Here is a 19,763-nt window from a genome sequence, read left to right on the forward strand (position 1 = left end):
CACGCACACAGACGTGCGGGCAGCCTTGCGGACAGCCCCATCCCGCCCGTGATCGTTTGGACGAGCGGGCGGCAGCCCACTTGCCAGGTGTTCAGACGTGACGAGGCCTTCTTTCGGGAAGGCTCAGCCGCTGTGTGGTGAAGGTGTTTTGAAGCACCGGCCCCGGAACAGGGGGCTGGTGCGGATGATAGCGCGTGCGGCCCGCTGCACCTTGCGATCGCGCCCTTTCAGGATGGCCCAGGAACCGCTGAAAGAGCCCGGCATGCATTGCGTTTATTGAGAATGATTCTTCTTTGCGCGGTTATGATCCAGCCCCATGGATTTGTCCGCCTCCTTCACCCGCGCTCTGCTTTCCGGCTTCGACCGGGCCTATGCCGACCTGGTGCGTGCCGCCACGCGCAGCACGGGCAGCCGCGAGGAGGCGGGCGACCTGGTGCACGACACCTGGCTGCGCCTGGCGGAACACGCGCGCAGCGCCCCGGCCGAGGCCGCAGACCTGGCCGGGGCCGCGAATCCGGCCCAGATGCCGCGCGACGCCACGGCCTATCTTGCCGTGATGGCCCAGCACATGGCGCTGGATGCGCACCGCCGCCGCCAGCGCCATGCCCGCTACCTGGGCGAGGCGGCAGTCCATGAACAACTGGCGCCCAGCCATGCGCCTGATGTGGCCGATTCCGTCATGTACCGCCAGGCGCTGGCCGTGCTGGAGTCCGCCTTGCACAGCCTGCCCGAGCGCTGCCGCGCCGCCTTCATCGCCCACCGCGTGCAGGGCGAGCGCCAGCCCGAGATTGCCGAGCGCCTGGGCGTCAGCCTCAACACCGTGGAGCGCGACCTGATACAGGCCAATGCCTGCATAGAGGATGCACTGCACCGCTGGCGCGGCACGCGGCCCGGCAGCATGGGTGAACGGCGTGCGGGGCGGCGGCGCAGCCTGGCCGCGCTGCTGGGCGTGGCCGGGTTCGGCCTGGGCGGCAGCCTGGGCTGGCAGCAATGGCGGCATTACCGCGACACGCATGTGCAGTGGCAGGCCGGCTGGTCCAGCCTGCGCGGCCAGCAGGTGCGCCATGGCCTGCCCGATGGCTCCAGCCTGCTGCTGGACGCGCTCAGCAGCGCGCAGGTGGAGTATTTCGCCACGCGGCGCGCGGTGCAGCTGACGCAGGGCGCGGCCTTCTTCGAGGTGGAGCGGGATGCGCAGCGGCCCTTCACCGTGCAGGCCGGCGGCGTGCGCGTCACCGTGCTGGGCACCCGCTTCGGCGTGGAACTGGCCACGGGCGCCCAGGGGCAGGAGCAGGTCACGGTGCAGGTGGAGTCGGGGCGTGTGCGCGTGGAATCCGGTGCGCATGGCGGCCGCTTCTATGAATTGTCTGCAGGCCAGGGCCTGCGCCTGGAAGGCACGGTGGCCACGCAGACCCGGGGCGATGCCGGGCAGGCCGCCTCCTGGCGGCATGGCGAGCTGGTGTTTGCCGACGCCACGCTGGGCGAGGCCCTGGCGCGACTGTCGCGCTATGCGCCGTTCGACCTGCAGGCCACGCCCGAGGCCGCGCGCCTGCCCCTGAGCGGGCGCGTGCGCATCGCCAAGGCCCATGCCTGGGTGCGGGCGCTGCCCCATGCACTGCCGGTGCAGGTGCGCAGGCAGGCCGACGGTGGCCTGCTGGTGGCCACGGCGGGCTGAGGCGTGACGGTGGCAAGAGCAACTGCATGCGCACGGCAGCGGGGCGCACATTATTTTTCAGGAGTTTTCCTGGCCAGTCGTCATGGCAGTGATCCCTGTGGGTCCCTTCCATCACTGCCAAGGACGATTTCCATGCATCCGCTTTTCCCTTCTTCCGGCGCCTGCCGCGCCGCCCTCCATCCGCTGGCCCATGCCGTGCTCTGCCTGGGGCTGGCCATGCCGCTGCAGGCGGCGCTGGCCCAGCCGGCCGCACAGACGCTGCGTTTCGACATAGCGGCGCAGCCGCTGGCCAGCGCGCTGGATCAGTTCGCGCGGCAGGCCGGACTGCAGCTGGTGTTCACGCCCTCGCTGGCCGCCCAGCGGCAGGCGCCGGCCGTACGGGGCGAGCTGCCGCTGCGCCAGGCGCTGGATGATTTGCTGGCCGGCAGCGGCCTGCAGGGCCATGTGCAAGAGGGCACGCTGACCGTGCAGCCCGTCGCCACCATCGAGAAGACGCTGGCCGAAGTGCGGGTGAGCGCGCGCCGGGCCATCGACGGCACGACCGAGGGCACGGGCTCGTACACCAGCCGCGTGACCAGCATCGCCTCCAAGACGGACCAGTCGTTCCGCGAGATCCCGCAATCGGTGTCGGTGATCACGCGCCAGCAGCTCGACGACCGCCGCATGAACGACATCCGCGACGCGCTGGCCGCCACGCCCGGCATCACCACCAGCCAGATCAATTTCGACTCCACCTATTTCTATTCGCGCGGCTTCCAGATCGACAGCATGCAGATCGACGGCGGCGCGCCGCTGAACATCGCCCAGTACACCTACAGCGTCAACCAGAGCATGGACTTCTACGACCGCGTGGAGGTGATGCGCGGTGCCTCGGGCCTGCTGGGCGGCGTGGGCGACCCGGGCGGCATCATCAACATCGTGCGCAAGAAGCCGCTGGCCGAGCCGCGCTTCGTGGTGCAGCAGTCCATCGGCAGCTGGAACAACTACCAGACCATGGTGGATGCCACGGGGCCGCTGGCCCTCGATGGCCGGGTGCGCGGCCGGGCCGTGCTGTCCTACCAGGACACGGACCAGTTCGTGGACATCAAGCACACGCGCGCTCCCCAGTTCTACGGCGTGGTCGAGGCGGACCTGACGCCCGACACCCTGCTGACCGTGGGCATGAGCCGCGGCAAGATCCGCACGCGCGGCGATGGCGGCGGCGATGTGCCGCGCTACAGCGACGGCAGCGATATCGGCCTGCCGCGCCACACCAGCTTCACCCAGCCCTGGGCCACGGGCCGCAAGGACAACAGCGAGCTGTTCGGCGCACTGGAGCACCGCTTTTCCGCACGCTGGAAGGGCAAGCTCAACCTGACCCGCACCAAGTCGGACTATGACGGCACCACGGCCTTCGGCTACGGCACGCTGGACCCCGCAACCGGCCTGGGCGTGAACTGGAACGGCGGCGGCCACTACCTGTACGAGAACAAGCAGACCGTGCTGGACGCCAGCCTGGCCGGCAGCTTCGACCTGGGCGGGCGCACGCACGAAATCCTGCTGGGCATGGACCGGCAGAAGGTGGAGAGCTTCTGGAACGTGGGCTATTCCACCGATCCCACGGGCGTGGAGCCCATCGATGTCCAAAACCCTGGCGCCTGGCGCCCCGCGCCGGCCGGCCAGATCTCGCGTCGCTACAACCCCTGGGGCCAGGACCAGTCGGGCGGCTATGGCGTGCTGCGCCTGCATCCGACGGACCGCCTGCATGTGATCGTGGGCGCGCGCTATGCCAAGTACCGCTTCAACCAGGTCTATGAGTCGCTGGATGCGGCGGGCCAGTGGGAATTGGCATCGGGCAGCCGCTTTTCCGAGCCGGCCAAGTTCACGCCGTATGGCGGGGTGATCTATGACTTGAACAACCAATGGTCGGCCTATCTGAGCTATTCCTCGATTCTCAAGCCGCAGGCGCTGTCCAAGTCGGGGCCTCCTCCGGGCAATTCGCTGGACCCGGTCAAGGGCAAGAGCTATGAGGCCGGTTTCAAGGGTGAATTGGCCGATGGCCGGCTCAATGCCACATTCAGCCTTTTCAACGTGGTACGCACGGGCACGGCGGTGACGGATACGCGCTATCCGAGCAATCACGAGGAATGGTCGGGCAATTGCTGCTATCTGCCGCAGGGCAAGGTGACCAGCCGCGGCCTTGACGCCGAGATCGGCGGCGAGCTGCGCCCCGGCTGGCAGATCGCGGCCGGCTACACCTACACCACCACGCGCGACAAGACCGAGGATGCGCCCTACAGCAGCATCACGCCGCGCCATCTGCTCAAGCTGTCCACGGCCTATGTGCTGCCGGGCGAGCTGTCGCGCTGGAAGATTGGCGCCAGCGCCCATATCCAGAGCAAGCACCATGTGCGCGATACGCTGTATGACGCCGACTGGAATGAAGTCGGCCGCTACAACTTCACCCAGGGCGGCTATTCGGTCGTCAATGCCATGGTGCAGTACCGGATCGATCCGCGCTGGACGGTTTCCCTGAATCTCAACAATATCTTTGACAAGACGTACTACCAGACCGTGGGCTATGCGAGCGGCGGCAATTTCTATGGAAAGCCGCGCAATGCGGTGCTGACGCTGCGCGGCACCTTCTGAGGGCCGGGGTGGGGTCCAGGAGGGCCCGCCCCAGTCCGACCCAGGCCACTGGCCGCAATGGCGAAAACCATTGCGGCTGGCCTTTTTTTCGATCTCGTTTGTCATGTATGAGGAGGGCCTTGACGGCCGCCGCATCACGGCATCCGTCTGGCCCCTTGTTTGCACGCATTCGTGCGTTCCTGTGCTTATCCGAATACCCATTACATGCCCCAATCCCAACCCGCTGATCCTGCAGATATCACCCATGCCGAAAGGCCCGTCCATCCGGGCCTGCTTGTCCTGTCCCGCCTGCTGGCCGCCGTCTTCGGCGGCTATGCGCTGGCCAGCGCGCTGGCGGCCTTCCTGGCCGCTGCGCTGCCCGGCGCGCGTGTCGATGCCGTGATCGCCGGCATGCAGTGGAGCTTTGCGCTGCACGCGCTGGCGGTGATCTGGGCGTTCTCGCCGGTTTCGGCGGGCCGGGTCTGGCTGGGGTTGCTGGTGCCTGCGGCCCTGATGGGCGGCGCCGCGCTGCTGCTGGCGCGCAATGGCGGGGGCGTTTGAGATGGCCAAGGCGCAGATCAGCAAGGTCCCCGGCAGCGGCGCTGCCACGGGCGGTTTCCGCCAGGCCCAGGCCTGGCTGCATACCTGGTGCGGGCTGTGGTTCTCGTGGCTGCTGTTCGCGGTGTTCCTCACGGGTTCGCTGGCCGTGTTCCAGGAGGCCATCACGCACTGGATGACGCCCGAGCACCATGCCCAGGAGGCGGCCGAGGCGGCAGCGCGCGCCGCCGCGCCGGCCGGGCAGGGTGCGGACCTGGGCCAGCGCCTGGCCTGGGGCGCGGCCTACATGCAAAAGCACCACCAGGGCGCGCAGATGTGGGAGATCTGGCCGTCCGACGACAAGGGCGGCGGCGACCTGCACGTGTACTGGTTCGACGCCAACCGCCAGTACGCCGATGCCGAGCTGGACACCGTCACGGGCGAGGAAATGGCGGCTGGCCACGGCCACGGCGCCGCGCGCGCCACCATGGGCGGCAACCACTTCGTGGACTTCCACTATGAACTGCATGCGGGACAGGTGGGGCTGTGGGTGATCGGCATTGCCGCCATGGCCATGCTGGTGGCCCTGGTCAGCGGCGTGATCACGCACAAGCGCATCTTCAAGGACTTCTTCACCTTTCGCGCACGCAAGGGCCAGCGCAGCTGGCTGGACGCGCACAACGCCGTGGCGGTGCTGACGCTGCCCTTCCAGTTCATGATTGCCTATACCGGCATCGCCATCTCCAGCCTGAGCTTCATGCCTGTTGGCGTCTGGACGGTCTATGGCACGGACCAGGCGGCACGCACGGCCTTCATCGCCGACATGAACGAGGCCGGACCGCCCGCGCTGTCCGGCAAGCCCCTGGCGGTGCCCGATCTGGAGCCGTTTGCGCGGCGTGGCCAGGAGCTGATGGGCCAGGCCGTGCGCGCCGTGGTCATCAACCATCCCGGCGATGCATCGGCACGCATCGGCGTCTACGGCTGGAACAGCGATGACCGTGCACATCAGCGCCTGAGCCCCAATTCGGGCATGGCCATGTTCTCGGCCGCCACGGGCGAGGTGCTGCAGGTACGCCTGCCCGGCGGCGCCGACGGCGGCACCCCTTCGCTGGCCCAGGCGGTCATGGGCGGGCTGCACATGGTCAAGTTCGGCGGGCTGGCCATGAAGTGGCTGTACTTCCTGTGCGGCCTGGCGGGCGCGGCCATGATGGCCACGGGCGCCATTCTCTTCATGGTCAAGCGCCGCAGCCGCCACCAGGGCGAGTTCGGCAGCGCCACGGCGCGCGTGTACCGGCTGGTCGAGGGGCTGAATGTGGCCGCCATCGCCGGCCTGGGCCTGGGCTGCATAGGCTACCTGTGGGCCAACCGCCTGGTGCCGGTGGGCCTTGCGCACCGGGGCGGCTGGGAGCTTGGGGTGTTCTTCGGACTGTGGGCGCTGGCCCTGGTGCATGCGCTGGTCTGCGCGCCAGCCACCGCCTGGCGCCAGCAGATGGGCCTGCTGGCACTGATGTGCCTGCTGCTGCCGCTGCTCAACTGGATCACCGTGGGCGAACCGCTGTCCGCCCACATGCTGGAGGGCGACTGGGAAAGCGCCGGCGTGGAGCTGTTCTGCCTGGCCACGGGGCTGGCGGCCGCCTGGGCGTGGCGCTGGCTGGCGCGGCGCGGCGCGGGTGCCGCCGCCAAGGCAAGGACGGCCAAGGGGCAGGCCGCCGTGGCCGGCCGCTCGGAGGTGCAGGCATGAGCACGTTGCACGCATCCCTGGCCGCACTGGCCCTGGCCTTTGCAGGCATGGCGGCCCTGGCCTTTGCCATGGACCGCCACTACGAACAATTGACCGGCGCGCGCGAGCTGCCGGCCCGCCGCGGCCCGCAGTTGCGCGGCCTGGGCACGGCGCTGCTGGCGCTGGCCCTTGTGCCCGTCCTCTCGGGCTGGGGCGGCACGGTGGGCACGGTGGCCTGGCTGGGCTTCGTGTCCGCCGGCGCGCTGATGGCCGTGGCCCTGATCAGCGTCCATGCACGCTGGGCGGCGCGGCTGGCCTGGTCGGCCGGCGTGCTTGCCGTGGCGGATTTGGCGTGGATTGTTTTCAGTTTCGGTACTACGGGGTTTTTCAGATGAGTTTCCTGCTTTCGTTCCAGTTCGGGGTGTGTGTGATCGGGAGGCAAGCATGACGCGCACGCAGCAACGCTGGAGAACCATTGCCGTCGCGGCGGTCCTGGTGGCGGTGGCTGGTGGCGCGGCCGCCTGGTGGGGCAGCCGCCCGGCCGTGGCCTACCAGACCGAAAACGTGGTGCGCACCGATATCGAGTCCACCGTCACGGCCATCGGCACGCTGCAGCCGCGCCGCTATGTGGACGTGGGCGCCCAGGTGTCGGGCCAGGTCACCCGGCTGCGCGTGGAGCCCGGCGCCCAGGTGGAGAAGGGCGCGCTGCTGGTGGAGATCGACCCCAGCGTGCAGCGCGCCACGGTGGATGCGGGGCGCGCTTCGCTGGCCGGCCTGCGCGCCCAGCTGGCCGAGCAGCAGGCGCTGCGCAAGCTGGCCGAGCAGCAGCTCGCGCGCCAGCGCCAACTGGCCCGCGATGGCGCCACGCGCGAGGAAGACCTGCAGACGGCAGAAGCCAACCTGGCCGCAGCCGGCGCCCGCATGGAGCACCTGAGGGCCCAGATCGACCAGACCCAGGCCACGCTCAAGGCCGACGAGGCGCGCCTGGGCTATACGCGCATCTACGCGCCCATGGCCGGCACCGTGGTCTCGGTGGAGGCGCGCGAGGGCCAGACGCTGAACGCCACCTACCAGACGCCCAACATCCTGCGCATTGCCGACCTGTCGGCCATGACGGTGTGGACCGAAGTGTCCGAGGCCGACGTGCGCCGCGTGCGCGACGACATGCCGGTGTACTTCACCACGCTGGGCGGCGCCGACCAGGCCAAGCCCCGGCGCTGGTCCAGCAAGGTGCGCCAGGTGCTGCCTTCGCCATCGGCCAGCCAGGCGCCGGCCGGCGGCAATGCGGGCCAGGCGCCTGCGCCCGCCACCAAGGCCGTGGCCTATACCGTGCTGTTCGACGTGGACAACGAAGACGCCGAGCTGATGCCCCAGATGACGGCCCAGGTGGTCTTCGTCACCGGCCAGGCCGCGCAGGCGCTGACCGTGCCGCTGATGGCCGTGGCTGACAAGGGCGGCAGCGCGCAGACAGCGCGCGTGCTGGACGCCAGGGGCCAGCCCGAGGAACGCACCGTGCGCCTGGGCGTGCGCAGCCGCCACCAGGCCGAGGTGCTGGAGGGCCTGCAGGAAGGCGAGCGGGTCATCGTCGGCGAGACGCCGCTGGACCGTGGCCCGCGGTGGCTGCAATGGTGATGGCGCAGGGCATGCAGGCCGGCGCGCCGCTGACCGCACCGCTGATAGAGCTGCGCGGCATCACCAAGCACTACGGCGGCGGCGACAGCGGCCAGCCCGCCGTCACCGTGCTGCACGGCATCGACCTGGAGATACGCGCGGGCGAGTTCGTGGCCGTGGTGGGCAGCTCGGGTTCGGGCAAGTCCACGCTGATGAACATCCTGGGCTGCCTGGACCGGCCCAGCGAGGGCAGCTACCACTTCCAGGGCCAGGACGTGGCCACGCTGGACTCGGACGCGCTGGCCTGGCTGCGGCGCGAGGCCTTCGGCTTCGTCTTCCAGGGCTACCACCTGATAGCGAGCGAAAGCGCCAGCGAGAACGTGGAAATGCCCGCCATCTACGCGGGCCTGCCCAAGGAAGAGCGCGTGCGGCGCGCCCGTGCGCTGCTCGAGCGCCTGGGCCTGGGCTCGCGCCTGGGCAACCGGCCCAACCAGCTGTCGGGCGGGCAGCAGCAGCGCGTGTCGATTGCGCGCGCGCTGATGAACGGCGGCCAGATCATCCTGGCCGACGAGCCCACGGGCGCGCTGGACTCGCACAGCGGCGCCGAGGTCATGGCCCTGCTGCGCGAGCTGGCCGATGCGGGCCACACCATCATCCTCATCACCCACGACCGCACCGTGGCCGCCCAGGCGCGCCGCGTGATCGAGATCAGCGACGGCCGCATCACCAGCGACAGCCAGCGCGACGATGCCGCAAATGGGGTGAATGCGGGCGCTGCCGCCCTGCCGCTCACGCCGCAGCGCGGCAGCGCCGGCGCGCCCTGGCTGGCGGAACTGTTCGAGGCCGCGCGCAGCGCCTGGCGCGGCATGCGCATGAACCGCGTGCGCACCAGCCTGACCTTGCTGGGCATCGTCATCGGCGTGGCCTCGGTCATCGTGATGCTGGCCATCGGCGAGGGCGCGCGGCGCAAGGTGGTCGAGCAGATGGGGACCATGGGCACGGCCATCCTTTACATGGGCAGCAAGCCGCCGGCCACAGGCGGGCCGGCCGGCCAGATGACCGAGGAAGACCTGGCCGCCGTGCGCGAGCTGCCCGAGATACGGCGCGTCATGCCCGTGATCGGCGACCCCATCACCGTGCGCTACGGCAAGGCCGACAAGCAGATCTACGTCTTCGCCGCCAGCGAGGAGATGCCCCTGGTCCACCACTGGAAGGTGGCCCAGGGCCGCTACTACACCGAGGCCGAGGACCGCGACCTGGCACCCCTGGTGGTCCTGGGCCACAAGGCGCACCAGCACTTCTTCCCCGACACGCCCAACCCGTTGGGCCGCCAGCTGATCATCGGCACCTCGGCCTTCGAGGTGATCGGCGTGATGAGCGAGCGCGGCGCGGACTCTGGGGCGCAGAACTATGACGACATGGTCTTCATTCCCTACCGCTCGGGCCGTGCGCGCGTCTACCAGTCGCAGACCCAGCCCGACTATGTGGTGATCGAGGCCATGTCCTCCGACGTGGTGCACGAGGCGGAGGAGGCCATGCGCAAGCTGCTGCTGGCGCGCCACGGCGGGCGCGAGGACTTCGGCATCGGCAATGCGGCAGCGCGCATACAGGCCGAGGCGGCCACGCGCCAGAGCATGGCCGTGATGCTGGGCCTGATTGCTGCCGTTTCCCTGGTGGTGGGCGGCATCGGCGTGATGAACGTGATGCTGATGACGGTGCGCGAGCGCACGCGCGAGATCGGCATCCGCATGGCCACGGGCGCGCGCCAGCGCGACATCCTGCGCCAGTTCCTGACCGAGGCCAGCCTGGTCACCTTCGTGGGTGGCACGGTGGGCCTGCTGGCCGGACTGGCCGTGGGCGTGGTGCTCATCGTGGCGGGCGTGCCCGTGGTGTTCTCGGTGCGCGCCATGCTGGGCGCCTTTGCCTGCGCCGTGGTGACGGGACTGGTGTTCGGCTACATGCCGGCGAAGACGGCGGCGCGGCTGGACCCTGTGCGTGCGCTGGCGGGAGAGTGAGATGAAAGACATGAGCAACAAGACAATGTGCTGGGCGCCAATGCGTCGGGAGCCTGTGCGCCATGCCCGCCTGGGCTGCATCGCCCTGGCCCTGGCGGCCCTGGGCGGATGCGCCGCGCAGCAGACGGTGCCGGACAGGGAGGCGCCTGCGCTGGCCGCTTCCTGGAAGCAGCAGGGCGAAGCCGTCCCTGCCTTCGTCTCGCCGCAGTGGTGGCAGGCCTTTGGCAGTGCGGAGCTGGGCGGCATGGTGCAGGCCGCCCAGGACCAGAGCCTGGACATGGCCGCCGCCATGGCCCGCGTGCGCCAGGCCGAGGCGGCCACGCGCCAGGCGGGCGCGGCGCTGCTGCCCTCGCTCAATGGCGAGCTGCGCGCCCAGCGCATGAACCATGCACAGGTGTCGGGCGGGCGGGCCAGCGTCTACGGCGCCGCGCTGACGGCCTCGTACGAGGTGGACTTCTGGGGCCGCAACCGCGCCACGCGCGATGCGGCGGCGGCGGCCTGGCAGGCCAGCCGATTCGACCAGGACACGGTGCGCCTGACGGTCACCGCCCAGGTGGCCCATGGCTGGCTGCAGGCCGTGGCGCTGCGCGAGCGCCAGGCCATTGCGGCGCGCAACGTGGCCAATGCCGAGCGGCTGCTGGGCCTGGTGGACTCGCGTGCACGCGCCGGTGCCGCCACCCAGCTGGAGCTGGCCCAGCAGCGGGGCCTGGTGGCCAGCCAGCGCCAGGCCCTGGCCACGCTGCGCCGCCAGGGCGAGGATGCCGATGCCGCGCTGGCCGTGCTGCTGGGCCAGGCCCGGCGCCCTGCGCTGGCCACGGACTCGCTGCAGGCCCTGCAACTGCCCGAGATCGGCGCAGGCCTGCCCACGCAACTGCTGCAGCGCCGCCCGGACGTTGCCAATGCCGAAGCGCAGCTGGCCGCCGCCAGCGCCAACCTGCAGGCTGCGCGCGCTGCACTATGGCCCCGGCTGACCCTCACGGGCAGCGCGGGCACCAGCGCGGGCCGCGCCAGCGACTGGCTGCGCGAGCCGGTCTATTCGCTGCTGGCCGGACTGGCCGGCCCCATCTTCGACGGCGGCCGTCTGGCGGCAGAGCGCGATGGCGCCCAGGCACGGCGCGAGGAGCTGCTGGCCGGCTATTACAAGTCCATCGTCGCGGCCTATGGCGATGTGGACCTGGCGCTCAACGCCGTCCACGGCCTGAAGGCCCAGGCCGAGGCCCAGGCCGAGGTGCTGGCCCAGGCCCGCCAGGCCGTGTCGCTGGCCGAGCTGCGCTACAAGGCCGGGGCGGAAAGCCTGCTGTCCCTGCTGCAGGCCCAGACCACGCTGTACGCGGCGCAGGACGATGCCGTGCTGCAGCGCCTGCTGCAGCTGCAGGCGCGCGTGGCGCTGTACCGGGCGCTGGGCGGTGGCTGGGAGCCGCCTGCCCTGGGCACTGAAATGCCGGAAAGGCAGGCACAAAAAAGCCAGGGGGCATTGCCACCTGGCTGAGAGGGGAGGGCCAGGGCCGCCACCCGGTCCTGCCGGGTGTGCGGCCTGAGGCCTCAGGCTTGAAGCCTGCTCAGCTGCCGCGCGTGATGGGCACGCCGGCATCCTTGCCGTAGGCGCCGTACTTGCCCAGCTCCCACTTGGCGATGGCGTTGCGGTGCACTTCGTCCGGGCCGTCGGCAAAGCGCAGCGTGCGCGCGTGGGCGTAGGCGCTGGCCAGCGGGAAGTCGTCGCTCATGCCGCCGCCGCCGTGCACCTGCATGGCCCAGTCGATGACCTGGCAGGCCATGCTGGGGGCCACGACCTTGATCATGGCGATCTCGCTGCGTGCCACCTTGTTGCCGGCAATGTCCATCAGCCAGGCGGCCTTGAGCGTGAGCAGGCGCGCCATGTCGATGCGGCAGCGCGCCTCGGCGATGCGTTCCTGCGTCACGGTCTGCTGGGCCACGCTCTTGCCGAAGGCGATGCGCGAGCTGGCGCGCTTGCACATCAGCTCCAGCGCGCGCTCGGCCAGGCCGATCAGGCGCATGCAGTGGTGGATGCGGCCGGGGCCAAGGCGGCCCTGGGCGATCTCGAAGCCACGGCCCTCGCCCAGCAGGATGTTGCCCACGGGCACGCGCACGTTCTCGAAGTACATCTCCATGTGGCCGTGCGGCGCATCGTCATAGCCCATGACGTTGAGCGGTCGCACGATGCGGATGCCGGGCGCGTCGCCGGGCACGATGATCATGCTTTGCTGCGAGTGCTTGGGCGCATCGGGGTCGGTCTTGCCCATGGTGATGAAGACCTGGCAGCGCGGATCGCCGGCACCCGAGATCCACCACTTGTGGCCGTTGATCACGTACTCGTCGCCCTGGCGCTCGATGCGGGTGCAGATGTTGGTGGCGTCGGAGGAGGCAACCTCGGGTTCCGTCATGGCGAAGGCCGAGCGGATCTTGCCCTCCAGCAGCGGCTTGAGCCAGCGCTCCTTGAGTTCGGTGCTGCCGTAGCGTGCAATGGTCTCCATGTTGCCGGTGTCGGGCGCCGAGCAGTTGAACACTTCGCTGGACCATGGCACGCGGCCCATGATCTCGGCCAGCGGCGCGTATTCCTGGTTGGTCAGGCCGCCGCCCTTGTAGCCTGCGGCCTCGGCGCTGTCCACGGGCAGGAACAGGTTCCACAGGCCTTGCTCCCGGGCCTTGAGCTTGAGCTTCTCGATGGTCTGCAGCGGCGTCCAGCGCTTGCCTGCGGCGGTGTTGGCCTCCATCTCGGCGGCATAGTCCTTTTCGCCGGGATAGATGTGCTCGTCCATGAACTTCAGCAGGCGTTCCTGCAGGTCCTTGGTCTTGGGCGAATATTCAAAGTCCATGGATGCGCTCCTTCTCTTGGCTTGTCGCTTGTGGTGGAAACGGGGTGATCGGTGAGTGATGGGGCAGGTCTGGATGGCTCAGCTGCGCTGGGCAAAGGACCAGGCCAGCTCGGCCATGGGCCGGGCGGTGTCGCCCGAGGCCTTGGCCTGGGCGCTGGAGGCCGTGCCGGCCTCCACGCGCTTGGCGATGCCTTGCAGGATGGCCGCGATGCGGAACATGTTGTAGGCCATGTAGAAGTTCCAGTCGGCGCGCAGCGTGTCCACGTCCTTGAGGCCCGTGCGCTCGCAGTAGCGGCGGATGTATTCCTCTTCGCCCGGAATGCCCAGGGCCGCCAGGTCCTTGCCTGCGATGCCCCGGCCCAGCGTGGCCGGGATGTGCCAGCTCATGCAGTGGTAGCTGAAGTCGGCCAGCGGGTGGCCCAGGGTGGACAGCTCCCAGTCCAGCACGGCGATGACGCGCGGCTCGGTGGGGTGGAACATGAGGTTGTCCAGGCGGAAGTCGCCGTGCACGATGGACACGCGCGAGGCATCCAGCGCGCTGGCCGGCATGTGGGCGGGCAGCCACTGCATGAGCTTGTCCATCTCGGGGATGGGCTGGGTGACCGAGGCCACGTACTGCTTGCTCCAGCGGCCGATCTGGCGCTCGAAGTAGTTGCCGCTCTTGCCGTAGTCGGCCAGGCCCTGGGCCGCGAAGTCCACGGTGTGCAGGGCCGAGATCACGCGGTTCATCTCGTCGTAGATGGCTGCGCGCTGTGCCGGCTCCATGCCGGGCAGGGACTGGTCCCAGAGCACGCGGCCTTCCATGCACTCCATGATGTAGAAGGCGCGGCCGATGATGGACTCGTCCTCGCACAGCGCATACATGTGGGGCACGGGCACGTCGGTGCCGGCCAGGCCCTTCATCACGCGGAACTCGCGCTCGATGGCATGGGCCGAGGGCAGCAGCTTGGCCACGGGGCCGGGCTTGGAGCGCATCACGTAGCTGCGGCCCGGGGTGATCAGCTTGTAGGTGGGGTTGGACTGGCCGCCCTTGAACATCTCCACCTGCAGCGGGCCGGCAAAGCCCTGCACATGGCCCTGCATCCAGGCGGTGAGCGCGGGCACGTCGAATGCGTGCTGGTCGGAGACGGGGCGCGTGCCTACGAAATGGTCGAAAGTGCTCATGGGGCAGTCAGTCCTGTGATCGGTTCGGAAACCGGTTCTAGAAAGGGGAGCAGCCGCGCGGCACGGGCGCGGCAAGGCACCGGCCGGCGCGAGCGTCCGGTCGGTGAAGGAAAGGGTTGTGTGTACGCGGCGCGGTGGGGGCCGCGCAGGTTCAGGCGTCGGGCGCGGCGATGCGCAGCAGCGTGTCGCGGTCGCAGACCACCAGGCCGCCGGGCTCGATGCGGATGGCGTTCTCGCGCTCCATGGCCTTGAGTTCCTGGTTCACGCGCTGGCGCGAGGCGCCCAGCAACTGGGCCAGTTCCTCCTGCGCCAGGTGCAGGCCGATGCGGATCTCGCTGCCATCCGACAGGCTGGTCACGCCGTAGCTGCGCACCAGGTGCAGCAGCTGCTTGGCCAGGCGCGCGCGCAGCGGCAGGGTGTTGAGGTCCTCGACCAGGCCGTAGAGCTGGCGGATGCGCCGTGCATGCAGGCGCAGCATGGCTTCCGAGAACTCCACATGCATGGACAGGATTTTCTTGAAGTCGGTCTTGGACACGCACAGCAGCGTGGTCTCGCCGTGCGCATAGGCATCGTGCGTGCGCTTGTCCCCGTCCAGGATGGCCACGTCGCCGAACCAGATGCCCGGCTCCACGTAGTCCAGCGTGATCTGCTTGCCCGTGATCGAGGTCGAACTCACGCGCACCGCACCCCGGGCGCAGGCGATCCATTCCTCGGGCGGTTCTCCGCGTGCGCAGATGAGCGTGCCATCTTTGAACCGTTTGACGTAAGCGCATCGAAGAATGTCGTGCCGAAGCGATGGAGAAAGTGATGAAAACCAGCGACCGGAATTGATCGCTTCACGTTCTTCGATGGTAAGAATCGGGTCGTCCATGGCCTGTCTTTTGCGTGACTGATGACGGTCACATTGTCGCGTGTGGGACCGCCGCGGCGCAGCATGCCGCCAGCGGGCCTGTCACTTCGGTGTCTGGGCCTGCCGAAAACGGGGCAGGGCGGCGAAAAAAAGGCGACCCGTCGTGCGTCGGGTCGCCGGCTTTGCAGGGCTTATGGCTCCTCGTGCGTGAGGCTCAGCCCCAGCGCGCCACGGCGGCGCAGCCAGGGGCTGGGGCGATAGCGCGGGTCGCCGTAGACGGTCTGCAGGTTGAACAGGACCTCCAGCATGTTGGTGGGGCCCCAGCGGTCGCCCATGGCCAGCGGGCCCACGGGATAGCCCAGGCCCAGGGTCACGGCCTTTTCCAGGTCGGCCGGGCTGCCGATGCCCTGCTGGCAGATGTCGCTGGCGATGTTGACGATGGAGCCCACCACGCGCTGCGTGACGAAGCCGCCGCTGTCGCGGATCACGCTGACGGCCTTGCCGTCGCTCGCAAAAAGCGCATGGGCCGCATCGCGCATGTCGGTGCGCGTGGCCGGCGTGGTGGCCAGCACGCGGCGGCGCGTGTCGGTGTCGGCGATCAGCATGTCGATGCCCATGGTGCGCGTGCAGTCCAGCCGCTCCACGGCAGCCACCGTGGTCACGTCCAGGCCCAGCGGCGCCACCAGGATCAAGGCCTGCTCGGTCGGTGCCTGCGCGGTTTCAATGCGTGCGCCCAGGCTCTTGAGCAACTGGTAGATCTCGTTGCGCCGGGCCGCGCGTGCGGACACCCAGACTGGTGGCAGCGTCTGCACCTGCGGCACGGCAGGCTCGGCAGGCTGCTCGGCGCGGCCTTCGGCATAGCGGTAAAAGCCCTGGCCGGTCTTGCGGCCCAGCAGGCCGGCCGCCACGCGCTGCGCGGCAATGGGGCTGGGGCGGTAGCGCGGTTCCTGGTAGTACTGGTGGTAGATGTGCTCCATCACGGCATGGGTGACATCCAGGCCGGTGAGATCCATCAGCTCGAACGGGCCGAGCTTGAATCCCACCTGGTCACGCAGGATGCGGTCGATGGTGGCGAAGTCCGCAATGCCTTCCTGCACGATACGCAGCGCCTCGGTCACGTAGCCGCGGCCCAGGTGGTTGACCAGAAAGCCCGGCGTGTCCTGCGCCCGCACCGGCGTGTGGCCGAAGCTGCGTGCAAACTGCGCCAGCGTGGCGCAGGTGGCTTCGTCCGTGGCCAGGCCGCGCACGATCTCCACCACCTTCATCAGCGGCGCCGGGTTGAAGAAGTGAAAGCCGGCAAAGCGCTGCGGATGGCGCAGCGCCGTCGCTAGCGTGGTGATGGACAGGGCCGAGGTGTTGCTGGCGATGATGGTGCCGTGCGGGACGATGGTTTCCAGCTCGCGCAGCAGCGCCTGCTTGGCGTCCATGCGCTCGACAATGGCCTCGATCACCAGATCGCAGTTCTTGAAGGCATCAAGGCCATCCGCCACCGTCAGTCGGGCCCTGCAATCTGCGGCCTGCTCACTTGTTATTTTTTGTTTCTTCTCAAGCATGTCCCAAAGCGCAAGCAGCTGTTGCTGCGCTTGCGCGGCAGCGCCCGGGCGCGCGTCCTGCAGCAGCACGCTGACGCCTGCCTGGGCGGCCAGCTGGGCAATGCCTTGTCCCATGATGCCTGCGCCTATCAATCCGATGTTCCTGATAGTAGAAATGTTGTTTTGGATCATATACATAGAGGAGGTGTCCTACAGGTGTCTATGCAAAAATGCAAGCGTTCAAAGAAAGGCTGATGTGAGAATTTGTAGCACCATTCTCGGCGTCGCCCTGTCCTCCATGGCCTGGAACGCGTCCGCATTGTCGTTGGGCAGTCCCCGGGGCAACGTGGTGCTGGGCGCTCCGTTCGACCTGGTGGTGGGCCTGCAGCCCGACAGCGGCAACGATGCCGGCAGCTCCTGCGTGCGCGCCGAGCTGCTGGCCGGTGACAGGCCCATCGAATCCTCGCGCGTGCGCGTCAGCCCGACCTCGTCGGGCAAGGCTGTGCGGGTGCAGTCCAGCTATACGGTGGACGAGCCCGTCGTGACGCTCAAGCTGTGGGCGGGCTGCGAAGGTGGCATCAGCCGCAGCTACACGCTGCTGGCGCAACTGCCGGATTCGGTGGGCGCCGCAGGCAACCAGCCGATCAACGTGCGTGAACTGGCAGCGGCGCAGCCTGCGCTGCCGGCCGTGGGCGCCGCTGGTGTTGCAGGCACCGCTTCTGAATCTTCTTCGACGCCCTCCCGCGCGGCCACTGGCCGCAGTGCGCGGTCGGATGTCCGGCCAGCCACGGCGCCCGCTCCCAAGGAGGCGCAGCTCCAGCCCAAACCAAAGCCCAAGCCGAAACCCAAGGCCGTGGCCGAAAAGTCCAAGCCTCCCGTGGGCGTGACCGCCCAGGCCCAGGCCGGGCAATTGCAGGCGGGCCTGCGCATCGAGCCGCGGCTGCGCATGGAGCCGGTGGAGGAGTGGCTGGGAACGGGCGGCACGCCGGGTGCCCCTGGCGCAGCCGCTGCAACGGGTGCTGCCGAAGGCGGCGCAGCGCCTGCGCCCTTCATTCCCGATGCCAACAGCGAGCAACTGGCCGAGGCCAACAAGCGCGTGCAGGCGCTGGAGGCCGAGATGGCGGCCTTCAAAAAGCGGGACGGCGTGGACCGCGGGCAACTGGCCCAGTTGCGGGCCGAACTGGACGCAATGCGCCAGGAATCCGGCGGCTCATCCTGGCTGTTCAATGCGCTGTTGCTGGCCCTGATTGCCGCCGTGGCCGTGATCGGCTGGATGGCCTGGCGCATGCGCTCGGGCGCTTCGCTGTTCTCGCGCGAGCAGAACGCCTGGCGGGAATCGGTGGAGCGTTCGTCGCAGGACCCCGTGCCGTCGACCCCGCCGCATTCGCGCGATGACGAGATCAACACCCTGCCGCATTCCCTGGATCCCCATAGACCCACGCGGCCCATGGCCCCCAGTCTGCGTGATCACCGGCCTGCGGCACCGCAGCAGGACGACCGCCGGGGACCGGATACCCTGGCTTCGCCCTATGTGCAGCGCGGCGCCCAGATGCGCCCCGGCGTGACCTACGAGCTGCATGAGGATGTGGACCCCGGCGACTTCGGCCCGGCCACCGTTCCCGTGCCTGTGTCCGTGCATGCCGAGCTGGGAACCGAGCCTGCGCCGCAGGCCCCGGCACTTGCGTCCATGTCTGCGCCCGAGGCCATCAAGGCCAGGCGCATGGTGCAGCCCGGCGAACTGTTCGACGTGCAGCAACAGGCGGAATTCTTCATCTCGGTGGGCGAGCACCAGCAGGCCATCGAACTGCTGCGCTCGCATATCGACACGCATGAGGATTCCTCGCCGCTGGCCTATCTGGAGCTGCTGCACCTGTACTACACGTTGAGCCGCCGCGACGATTTCGACCAGCTGCGCGCGCGTTTTGCCAAGCATTTCAACGCCCGTGTGCCGGCCATGCCGGGCTTCACCGACAAGGGCAGCAGCCTGCTGCAGGGCTATCCCGAGCAACTGGCACGCATCGAGGCCCTGTGGCCCGTGGACGAAGTCGAAGTCTGTCTGGCGCACTACCTGTTCAAGCAGGACGGTGCACCCGACCCCGATGCGCCTGCCCCCTTCGATCTGGCCGCCTTCGACGACCTGCTGCTGCTGCTGTCCATTGCGCGCACCTCTCCTGCCGGGACGCGCGGCGAGCCCGGCCCGCGCGAGCGCACCACGCCGCGCATGGTGGCGGCCACTGCAGCGGCCTTCACGCCGGCCGCAGAACCTGCGCAGGCTCCTGCATCCACGCCCACGGGCGTGGACTGGATGGCCGAACTGCGGCCGCCGATAGAACCTGCACAGCAGCCGGCCTCCCTGACGCCGCAGGAGCCGGGCCTGGAGTTCACCCCCATGGACACGCTGCCGCTGTCCACGGGTGCCGTCGGCGGCGGCGACAAGCCTGCGGGCAGCAGCGCACCGGACTCATTGTCCGCACCGCTGCACTTCGAACTGCAGCCCCTGAACTTCGATCTGGAGCAGGCCGGCCAACTGCCCGCAGGCCAGGTGCGTGCCCTGCCCCTGGGCGAGGCGCCTTCCTTCATCCACGATGAGTCGGCACCGCTGCTGGACATAGACCTCACGGACCTGGGCGAGAATGAGCTGCCGCATGTCGATGTGCCCTCGCGCTTTCCGCCCGTGGCGCTGTCGGTGCCCGGCTCGGGTGCCGTGGGTTTCAGCAGTCACAATCTCAAGGCGCCGCTGGACATGGACCTGGCGCTGGACCAGTGGGAGCTGGAGCCGCCCGGCACCGTGCGTGAGCACCGTGGCCTGGACGAGCCGCTGGGCCGCTCGGTGGACATGCTGCTGTCGCGCGAGACCGATCCGGCCTTTCGCACCTCACCACAGGCCCCGTCGCCGCAGGCAGACGACAAGGAACCGCCCAAGGGATGAGGCAGTGCAAAAAAAGGGAGCATCTGCTCCCTTTTTTGTTGGGGTTGACCCGTCCTGACCTGGGTTGACACCTTTTCCTCTCAGAAAAGGCAAGTCAATGGAATCAAGGGTCAAACGCACGCAGCGGGACTACACGCTGGCTTTTAAGCTGTCGGTGGTCGATCAGGTGGAAAAAGGCGATCTCACGTACAAACAGGCCCAGGAGCGCTACGGCATCCAGGGCCGTTCGACCGTGTTGGTGTGGCTGCGCAAGCATGGTCGCCAAAACTGGAGTTCGGCATCATCCGGGCTT

At 68.9% G+C, this 19,763-nt stretch carries 13 protein-coding genes and 1 pseudogene; 10 read left to right on the plus strand and 4 right to left on the minus strand.

The features are described from left to right. The first annotated feature begins 316 nt into the window (after window positions 1-316). The 8 genes from A9976_RS12220 (at window position 317) to A9976_RS12255 (ending at window position 11,651) form a co-directional block, all read left to right on the plus strand. On the plus strand, window positions 317-1,672 hold the full coding sequence (locus tag A9976_RS12220) for a sigma-70 family RNA polymerase sigma factor (RefSeq protein ID WP_183019232.1): 1,356 nt from the start codon (window positions 317-319) through the stop codon (window positions 1,670-1,672). A gap of 132 nt (window positions 1,673-1,804) precedes the next feature. Further along, complete coding sequence (locus A9976_RS12225) at window positions 1,805-4,300, plus strand: TonB-dependent receptor (protein WP_183019233.1); 2,496 nt, start codon at window positions 1,805-1,807, stop codon at window positions 4,298-4,300. Window positions 4,301-4,504: 204 nt separating this feature from the next. Further along, window positions 4,505-4,840 carry a DUF3649 domain-containing protein gene (locus tag A9976_RS12230; protein ID WP_183019234.1) on the plus strand — a complete coding sequence of 112 codons (336 nt, stop codon included), beginning with the start codon at window positions 4,505-4,507 and terminating at the stop codon, window positions 4,838-4,840. A 1-nt stretch (window position 4,841) separates the two neighbouring features. Continuing rightward, on the plus strand, window positions 4,842-6,557 hold the full coding sequence (locus A9976_RS12235; protein ID WP_183019235.1) for a PepSY domain-containing protein: 1,716 nt from the start codon (window positions 4,842-4,844) through the stop codon (window positions 6,555-6,557). Continuing rightward, on the plus strand, window positions 6,554-6,931 hold the full coding sequence (locus tag A9976_RS12240; protein ID WP_183019236.1) for a DUF3325 domain-containing protein: 378 nt from the start codon (window positions 6,554-6,556) through the stop codon (window positions 6,929-6,931). The genes A9976_RS12235 and A9976_RS12240 overlap by 4 nt, the downstream gene beginning before the upstream one ends. Before the next feature lie 49 nt (window positions 6,932-6,980). Beyond that, entirely contained in the window at window positions 6,981-8,168 is a 1,188-nt protein-coding gene (locus A9976_RS12245) for an efflux RND transporter periplasmic adaptor subunit (RefSeq protein ID WP_183019237.1), read from the plus strand. Beyond that, on the plus strand, window positions 8,168-10,162 hold the full coding sequence (locus A9976_RS12250) for an ABC transporter permease (protein WP_046986457.1): 1,995 nt from the start codon (window positions 8,168-8,170) through the stop codon (window positions 10,160-10,162). The genes A9976_RS12245 and A9976_RS12250 overlap by 1 nt, the downstream gene beginning before the upstream one ends. A 1-nt stretch (window position 10,163) precedes the next feature. Beyond that, window positions 10,164-11,651: an efflux transporter outer membrane subunit gene (locus tag A9976_RS12255; RefSeq protein WP_183019238.1), complete on the plus strand. Its 1,488-nt coding sequence runs from the start codon at window positions 10,164-10,166 to the stop codon at window positions 11,649-11,651. Window positions 11,652-11,721: 70 nt separating this feature from the next. Here the strand turns inward: A9976_RS12255 and A9976_RS12260 are convergent, their stop codons facing one another. From A9976_RS12260 to A9976_RS12275, 4 genes are all read right to left on the minus strand, one after another. Continuing rightward, complete coding sequence (locus tag A9976_RS12260; RefSeq protein WP_183019239.1) at window positions 11,722-12,996, minus strand: acyl-CoA dehydrogenase family protein; 1,275 nt, start codon at window positions 12,994-12,996, stop codon at window positions 11,722-11,724. Between the two features lie 78 nt (window positions 12,997-13,074). Further along, a complete protein-coding gene (locus A9976_RS12265) occupies window positions 13,075-14,160 on the minus strand; it encodes a phosphotransferase (protein ID WP_183019240.1) in 1,086 nt (361 codons plus the stop codon). Between the two features lie 151 nt (window positions 14,161-14,311). Then, window positions 14,312-15,031 (minus strand): Crp/Fnr family transcriptional regulator, encoded by a 720-nt coding sequence (locus tag A9976_RS12270; RefSeq protein WP_012205125.1) that lies wholly within the window; start codon window positions 15,029-15,031, stop codon window positions 14,312-14,314. Between the two features lie 170 nt (window positions 15,032-15,201). Then, window positions 15,202-16,740 carry a 3-hydroxyacyl-CoA dehydrogenase gene (locus A9976_RS12275; protein ID WP_183019241.1) on the minus strand — a complete coding sequence of 513 codons (1,539 nt, stop codon included), beginning with the start codon at window positions 16,738-16,740 and terminating at the stop codon, window positions 15,202-15,204. 100 nt (window positions 16,741-16,840) lie between these two features. Here A9976_RS12275 and A9976_RS12280 point away from each other — a divergent pair, with 100 nt between their 5' ends. Further along, a complete protein-coding gene (locus tag A9976_RS12280) occupies window positions 16,841-19,471 on the plus strand; it encodes a FimV family protein (RefSeq protein WP_183019242.1) in 2,631 nt (876 codons plus the stop codon). Between the two features lie 97 nt (window positions 19,472-19,568). Continuing rightward, window positions 19,569-19,763: pseudogene (locus tag A9976_RS12285) on the plus strand (helix-turn-helix domain-containing protein); the annotation flags it as partial.

Origin of the sequence: Delftia sp. UME58, from assembly GCF_014170385.1 — a bacterium.
In the GTDB taxonomy this organism is placed as follows: domain Bacteria; phylum Pseudomonadota; class Gammaproteobacteria; order Burkholderiales; family Burkholderiaceae_C; genus Comamonas; species Comamonas acidovorans.